The organism is Tenacibaculum sp. 1B UA (assembly GCF_033978845.1).
In the GTDB taxonomy this organism is placed as follows: Bacteria; Bacteroidota; Bacteroidia; order Flavobacteriales; family Flavobacteriaceae; genus Polaribacter.
In genome coordinates, this window is sequence record NZ_JAKVUA010000010.1 from 110,037 (window position 1) to 117,251 (window position 7,215).

7 protein-coding genes and 1 pseudogene are annotated in these 7,215 nt (G+C 32.2%); 7 read left to right on the forward strand and 1 reads right to left on the reverse strand.

What is annotated here, in order from left to right:
• Positions 1 to 18 precede the first annotated feature (18 nt).
• The 5 genes and pseudogenes from MK851_RS09505 to MK851_RS09525 form a co-directional block, all read left to right on the forward strand.
• On the forward strand, positions 19 to 684 hold the full coding sequence (locus tag MK851_RS09505) for a M15 family metallopeptidase (protein ID WP_320243449.1): 666 nt from the start codon (positions 19 to 21) through the stop codon (positions 682 to 684).
• A gap of 70 nt (positions 685 to 754) precedes the next feature.
• Positions 755 to 1,429, forward strand: coding sequence for a hypothetical protein (locus tag MK851_RS09510; RefSeq protein WP_320243451.1), 675 nt, complete (start codon positions 755 to 757; stop codon positions 1,427 to 1,429).
• A gap of 143 nt (positions 1,430 to 1,572) precedes the next feature.
• Complete coding sequence (pdhA, locus tag MK851_RS09515; RefSeq protein WP_303506065.1) at positions 1,573 to 2,568, forward strand: pyruvate dehydrogenase (acetyl-transferring) E1 component subunit alpha; 996 nt, start codon at positions 1,573 to 1,575, stop codon at positions 2,566 to 2,568.
• A gap of 3 nt (positions 2,569 to 2,571) precedes the next feature.
• Entirely contained in the window at positions 2,572 to 4,203 is a 1,632-nt protein-coding gene (locus tag MK851_RS09520) for a pyruvate dehydrogenase complex dihydrolipoamide acetyltransferase (RefSeq protein WP_320243453.1), read from the forward strand.
• A 386-nt stretch (positions 4,204 to 4,589) separates the two neighbouring features.
• A pseudogene (locus MK851_RS09525) lies at positions 4,590 to 4,989 on the forward strand (TrmH family RNA methyltransferase); the annotation flags it as partial.
• Between the two features lie 271 nt (positions 4,990 to 5,260).
• Here MK851_RS09525 and MK851_RS09530 read toward each other — a convergent pair.
• On the reverse strand, positions 5,261 to 5,857 hold the full coding sequence (locus MK851_RS09530; RefSeq protein ID WP_320243455.1) for an NAD(P)H-dependent oxidoreductase: 597 nt from the start codon (positions 5,855 to 5,857) through the stop codon (positions 5,261 to 5,263).
• A 93-nt stretch (positions 5,858 to 5,950) separates the two neighbouring features.
• On the opposite strand from MK851_RS09530, the gene MK851_RS09535 reads away from it, so the two are divergent.
• Both MK851_RS09535 and MK851_RS09540 read left to right on the forward strand, forming a co-directional pair.
• Positions 5,951 to 6,853: a LysR family transcriptional regulator gene (locus MK851_RS09535; RefSeq protein ID WP_320243457.1), complete on the forward strand. Its 903-nt coding sequence runs from the start codon at positions 5,951 to 5,953 to the stop codon at positions 6,851 to 6,853.
• A 183-nt stretch (positions 6,854 to 7,036) separates the two neighbouring features.
• Positions 7,037 to 7,215, forward strand: a 179-nt coding sequence (locus tag MK851_RS09540; protein ID WP_320243459.1) for a transposase, incomplete at its 3' end; no start/stop codon positions are given.

Sequence of the window (7,215 nt, forward strand, 5' to 3'; positions counted from 1 at the left end):
TTTTATTACTTTTACCCAATGAAATGGATTTTAACGTTACTTTTGCTTACTTCCTTAGCAATTCAATCTCAGAATTTACCCAAAGGTTTTTCATATATCAAAGATGTTGCTCCAACAGTACAAGGTGAATTAAGATACTGCCATGAAAATAACTTTATGGGAACTCCAGTGAATGGTTATGAAGAAAATATTCTTATAGCAACTACTCCTACCGCCAAAGCTTTAAAAAAAGTCCAAGATGAATTGGCTACTAAAAACCTAGGATTAAAAATATTTGATGCTTATCGTCCGCAAACAGCAGTAAATCATTTTGTAAAATGGGCAAGAGTACTAAATGACACCTTAATGAAAGAACAATATTATCCTGAAGTTAACAAGCGTTACTTATTCAAACAAGGGTACATTGCTTCTAAATCAGGCCATTCAAGAGGAAGTACTGTTGACTTAACTATTGTTAATTTAAAAACTGGGGAAGAGCTAGACATGGGAAGCCCATTTGACTTTTTTGGCATATCATCTCACATCATGTACGAAAACCTAACCGATGAGCAAAAAAAGAACAGGACATTGTTACAAAAAACAATGCGAAAATACGGCTTTAGGTCTTATATAAAAGAATGGTGGCACTTTACATTACGTGGAGAGCCTTTTCCTAAAACTTATTTCGACTTCCCTGTAAAATAATTAGTTTTAACTCTTTATTTAGATACAGCTATAAAAATCGGCATTATATTTGTTAAGTTCTATTTTTATTATGAGAAAAAACATACATTTATTTTTTATCCTTTTTTTATGTAGCATAACAACCAAGAGTTTTGCACAATTAGACGGTTCTACTGGTGGTAAAAATAAAGGAAACTCTTCATTTGGAATCATCACCGCACCGGCTAAAAAAATTAAAAAACCTAAAACGTTAGACTTTAATAACACAAATGGCTTTAAAACAGCTAATTCTGAACTTCAAAAAGAGCTTCAAAAAAAACAAGCTCAAAAAGATTTAGAAAACAAAGGAATTTTAACTAAAGCCAAAATAGCAGAAGAACAATACTTAAAATCGTTTAAGCAGGTAAATGGAATGTATCAATATCCTGTTATTGATCAGGATTTAGGGAGTTTTAGTACTAAATCAAAAAGTGTTAACATCATTTGTAGAGACTATCAATATCCAGACGGTGACAAAGTTACCATCTATATAAATGATGTACCTGTTGTTAGTAACCTTACACTAAAACAACGTTATCAATCTTTTAATCTTCCTCTAGACGAAGGAATTAACACTATAAAAATTGTTGCATTAAATCAAGGAACCTCAGGTCCTAATACTGCTGCTTTTAAAATTTATAACGACGCCGGCATGTTAATTTCATCTAATGAATGGAATTTAGCCACAGGTGCTAAAGCCACAATTATCGTAGCTAAAGAACAGTAATTACATCTCTTTTCCCCTTCTTAAACCTTTCTTTAACTTTTAGTAATAAGTTTTTTTAAATTACTAAAAACTACTTATTTTTGTAGCTACGTTTTGCTATAAGCAAAGCAAACAAACATTTAAATAAACAACTAAAGTATATAATGAAGAAAATCACCAAAGAAACCTATATCAATTGGTATAGAGATATGCTATTTTGGAGAAAGTTTGAAGACAAGCTAGCTGCAGTTTACATTCAACAAAAAGTTAGAGGTTTTTTACACTTATATAACGGTCAAGAGGCTGTTTTAGCAGGTTCATTACATGCAATGGATTTGACTAAAGATAAAATGATTACTGCTTACCGTAATCACGTTCAACCAATCGGTATGGGTGAAGACCCTAAACGCGTAATGGCAGAACTATATGGTAAAGCTACTGGTACTTCTCATGGTATGGGAGGTTCTATGCATATTTTCTCTAAAGAATACCGTTTTTATGGTGGTCATGGAATTGTAGGTGGTCAGATTCCTTTAGGAGCTGGTCTTGCTTTTGGTGACAAATATAAAGGTAGTGATGCCGTAACTTTATGTTATTTTGGTGATGGGGCTGCACGTCAGGGTTCTTTACATGAAACCTTTAACATGGCAATGAACTGGAAATTACCTGTAGTGTTTATTGTTGAAAACAATGGATATGCCATGGGAACCTCTGTTGAAAGAACTGCAAACCATACTGATATTTGGAAGTTAGGACTAGGGTATGAAATGCCTTGCGGTCCTGTTGATGGAATGAATCCTATCAAAGTCGCAGAAGCTGTAGATGAAGCTATTCAAAGAGCCCGTCGTGGTGATGGCCCTACTTTCTTAGAAATGAAAACATACCGATATAGAGGTCACTCTATGTCAGATGCTCAACATTATCGTACAAAAGACGAAGTTGAAGAGTATAAAAAAATAGATCCTATCACTCAAGTTTTAGAAGTCATCAAAGAAAAAGAGTATGCTTCAGAAGATGAAATCAAAACAATTGATAAAGAAGTAAAAGATTTGGTTAAAGAATGTGAGAAATTCGCAGAAGACTCTCCATATCCAGAACTAAACCAATTATATGATATGGTATATGAACAAGAAGATTATCCATTTATAAAATCTAAGTAAATTATGGCTACAATTATAAACATGCCTCGCTTAAGCGATACGATGGAAGAAGGAGTGGTAGCTTCTTGGTTAAAGAAAGTAGGTGATAAAGTTGAAGAAGGTGATATTTTAGCTGAAATTGAAACCGATAAAGCTACGATGGAATTTGAATCTTTCCACGATGGTACTTTATTACATATTGGTGTTCAAGAAGGAGAAACAGCTCCTGTAGATAGTTTATTAGCTATTATTGGTGAGGAAGGAGAAGATTTTTCAGCATTATTAAATGGAAATAGTACTCCTGAAGCGGAAGTTAAGGAAGAAGCTCCTAAAACTGAAGAAAAAAATACCACTACTACAAACTCAACGATACCTGATGGAGTAAAAGTAGTAACAATGCCTCGTTTAAGTGATACAATGACTGAAGGTACCGTTGCCTCTTGGTTAAAAAAAGTGGGAGACAATGTTGAGGAAGGTGATATTTTAGCTGAAATCGAAACTGATAAAGCCACAATGGAGTTTGAGTCTTTTAACGAAGGAACTTTATTACATATCGGTGTTCAAGAAGGTGAAAGTGCTCCTGTAGATAGTTTATTAGCTATTATTGGTGAAGCTGGTACTGATGTTTCATCATTAGTAGAAGCTCATAAAGCAGGTACTTTAAATAATGACTCTTCAGAAAAACAAGAAGAAGCTCCTAAAGCAGTTGAAGAAAACAAAACAGAAACAGTAGCTACTCCAGTAGCAACTACATCAAATAATAAAGGTGGACGTATTTTTGCTTCTCCTTTAGCTAAGAAAATAGCGAAGGATAAAGGAATCAATTTAGCAGACGTTAACGGTTCAGGAGAAAATGGTCGTATTATCAAAAAAGATGTTGAAAACTATACTCCTGCTGCTAAAGTTGAAGCTCCTGTAGCCACAAGTGCAGCTACAACTCATTCAGCAGTTACAAACTTTACTACTGCAGGAGGAGAATCTGTAGAGGAAATTAAGAATTCTCAAATGCGTAAAGCTATTGCTAAAGCACTAGCTAATTCTAAATTCTCCGCTCCTCATTTCTACTTAAACATAGAGGTAGATATGGACAATGCTATTGAATCTAGAAAGATTATTAATCAGATGCCAGAAACAAAAGTATCTTTTAATGATATGGTGGTTAAAGCTTCTGCTATGGCATTGAGAAGACACCCTCAAGTTAATACTACTTGGAATGATGATGTAACAATATACAATAAACATATAAATATAGGTGTAGCCGTTGCTGTACCTGAAGGTTTAGTTGTACCTGTTCTTCGTAATACAGATTACATGAATATCAATCAAATAGATATTGAAGTTCGTCAACTAGCATCAAAAGCTAGAAGCAAAAAACTAACTCCTAATGAAATGCAAGGAAGTACATTTACCGTTTCTAACTTAGGAATGTTTGGTATTGAAAGCTTTACTTCAATTATTAACCAACCTAATTCTGCTATTTTATCGGTAGGTGCAATTGTACAAAAACCAGTAGTTAAAAATGGAGAAATTGTAGTTGGTAACACCATGAAATTAACTTTAGCATGCGATCACAGAACAGTTGACGGTGCAATTGGTGCTCAGTTTTTACAAACCTTAAAAACTTATTTAGAGAATCCAGTTACCATGTTAGCATAGTTTTTTAATAAAATTATAAATAAAAAAGCTCACCTATGGTGAGCTTTTTTTATGAAGTAAACTACCTCAGAGTAAGTTCACAAGGTATTTATAGAAAAAAAACGAGGCAAGCCTCTGGGTATTAAACCCTTTGGCGGTACCAATAAATATACGCTACTATATGGTAACTTCATATACCACTATATCATTACACCATAACAGTAGTGTCGAGTGACTTCATACACTACTGTATGAAGCTTAATACAAACTAGTACACCCCATATTTTGGTTTTGTTTGAAGATTCAAACAGTAGCACCTAGTGTTAAACAACAATAGTGTTTGGTGTTTAGCAACAGTACTGTTGCTTGCCTAACAACAGCAATAGCTAGTAATTATTCTTTTTGTAAGTATAAACAAAATTCTACATAAGGCTGATAACTGCATAGAAAAAACAAAAGAAGTATATATACCAAAAACGGAGTTATTCAATCCTAACATTATACGTTCTAGTGTGGGTTGTGTATTTACCAATCAGATAGCGACAAACACTTCTGAAGACATTATAGCGTACTTAAAGAAACACAACATACTAACCCTACAAAACTCAAACGAATGCCATAAAAACGATTATACTAAGGCTACTGCTTTGGTAGTGGGTACTGAAGCTACAGAGTTAACGCAAGTTTGGCGAGACAAAGCTACTCAGAATATCAACACCCCATGCAAGGAGAGATAGATTCTATGAATGTATCGGTACCATATCCATCTTAACTTTTGAGGCAAAACGACAACGTAATTTTGTATAATTGAATTTAATTACAAGCACTTACAAAATTTTTATGTATTACAGTAATAAGGTGGATTTAATTATGTCTATATTCTGTATATAAATACAGCCTTAAAATTTAAATCCCTTCTTAAGTATATACGAAATAAGGACAAGTATACATTTTATAAAACACTAGCATTTAAAAGGCTTTCGTGATACAACACACTTAAAATAGATCTTACTTGTCTGAACCCTAAAATGTCCATATATTTGGGTGTTGTACTGCATTTCGCAACCAAACTAGACAATTACAGATTAATCATTAAATCATTTAAAAAAGTACTGTAATTATTCAACTCAAAAGGAACATCTGCATTTTTTTCCATATCGTGAAAATGATGTGTTGCTAATAATTCCATTCCTGTAAATGCATTCATTCTGTGAAACCCAAACATAACGCCTTCATCTACACTTTTTTGATTAAAAAATTCATTTTCTAAAGTAAATGCGGTTTTAGGTGCATTCCAACTTGTAGTAAGTATATATTTTTTTCCGTGCATTAAACCACCAGTCCCGTAATTGATGTTTGGATTTCTTCTACTTCTTCCATCACTTGAATAAATACCATTTTGATGACCTTCCGTAAAAACTTCATCTATATATTTTTTAAACCCAAAAGGAATTTGAAACCACCAAATTGGAGTATGATAAATCACTATATCTGCCCACTTAAATTTTTCAACTTCTTCTTTTACGTTATAATTTTCACCTACTTGAGTAAACTTCACTTCAAATTCTTCAAGCGTATCAAAATATGAAATAGTATTATTGAAAAGTGTTTCGTTAAATCTTCCACCAGAATGCGCAAATGGATGACTTCCATTAATTATAAATATATTTTTCATTTGTATCTTATTTTATTTGAGACAAAATTAAAGCAATATTTATTATTGTAAAAATAATACAAATCATACCTTTGTATCAATATTTTAATAACTATGGTAAATTTAGAATGGTACAGAACATTTAAAGAAATATATGAAAACGGAACTTTGACTAAAGCTTCTATTGCTTTATATGCGTCACAGCCTGGAGTTAGTGTACACTTAAATGCACTAGAAGCTTATGTTGGTAAAAAACTATTTGAACGTACTTCGAGAAAAATGATTCCAACAGAGGATGGGAAATTTTTATATGAATATATTATTGAATCTTTAAAAAAACTTGAAATTGCAGAACAGCATTTTAAAAAAACAACTCAAGAAAAAAATCCATCTCTAAACATTGGAATGTGTTCAGAAATGTTTCAACTAATTATCGAACCCGAAATTCCAAAACTAGACTTTGACCTAGTAGCTAGATTTGGAGCACATACAGATTTAATAAAAGACCTAAACAATGGTATTTTAGATTTAGTAATAACACCTAAAAAACAGAATGAAAAAAAATCATTAGTTGAGTATATTCCATTTTCAAAAGAAAGAATCGTTTTAATAGCAGGAAACAAAACGAATGTAACTAAAATACAAAAACACATTAAATCAAAAAATTTAAGTAAGTTAGAAGACGAACTACTTCAAAATGTTTGGTATAGTTCATCAAACGAAATGGAACATTTTAGACGTTTTTGGTTTGAGAATTTTAATAAGAAACCTACTTTCAAACCAAACTATATTTTACCAAACATTACTTCTATTATAAGATGTTTAAACAATGGAAACGGACTTGCATTAGTTCCAGATTTTTTATGTCAAGAACAAATTTTAAGCAACAAAATAAATTTAGTTTGGGAAGGAAAAGTAAAAACGGAAAACACCTTATATTTTGCATCAAGAACAGATTTGAAATACAAAAAGGAATTGGATACAATTAAGAATATATTTACATCAAAAATGAAATAAACGCAGTACAACACCGTATAAAATTAATTGCTGGTTTTAGCTTATTTACGAAAGTTCTCGCAGACTTTAAATCTGTGTTTTATTTACTAAATTTAGTGCTAAAAACACGCAACTAATCTTATACAACAACGTTAGCAATAATTTTGACTCGTCCTGAATAAAGGCTACATAATTTTAAACATTATGTACAAAAACGATAAAGTAATCAGACGGTATTCAGAACCTTTCAAACTGAAAATTTTAGCCGAACTTACAACCGGTAAACACACAAAGAGCGAACTTTGTAAACTCTACTCTATTGCTCCTACAACAGTCAATGAGTGGATTAAAAAGTACAATCGTAAAGACTTAATGAACACCAG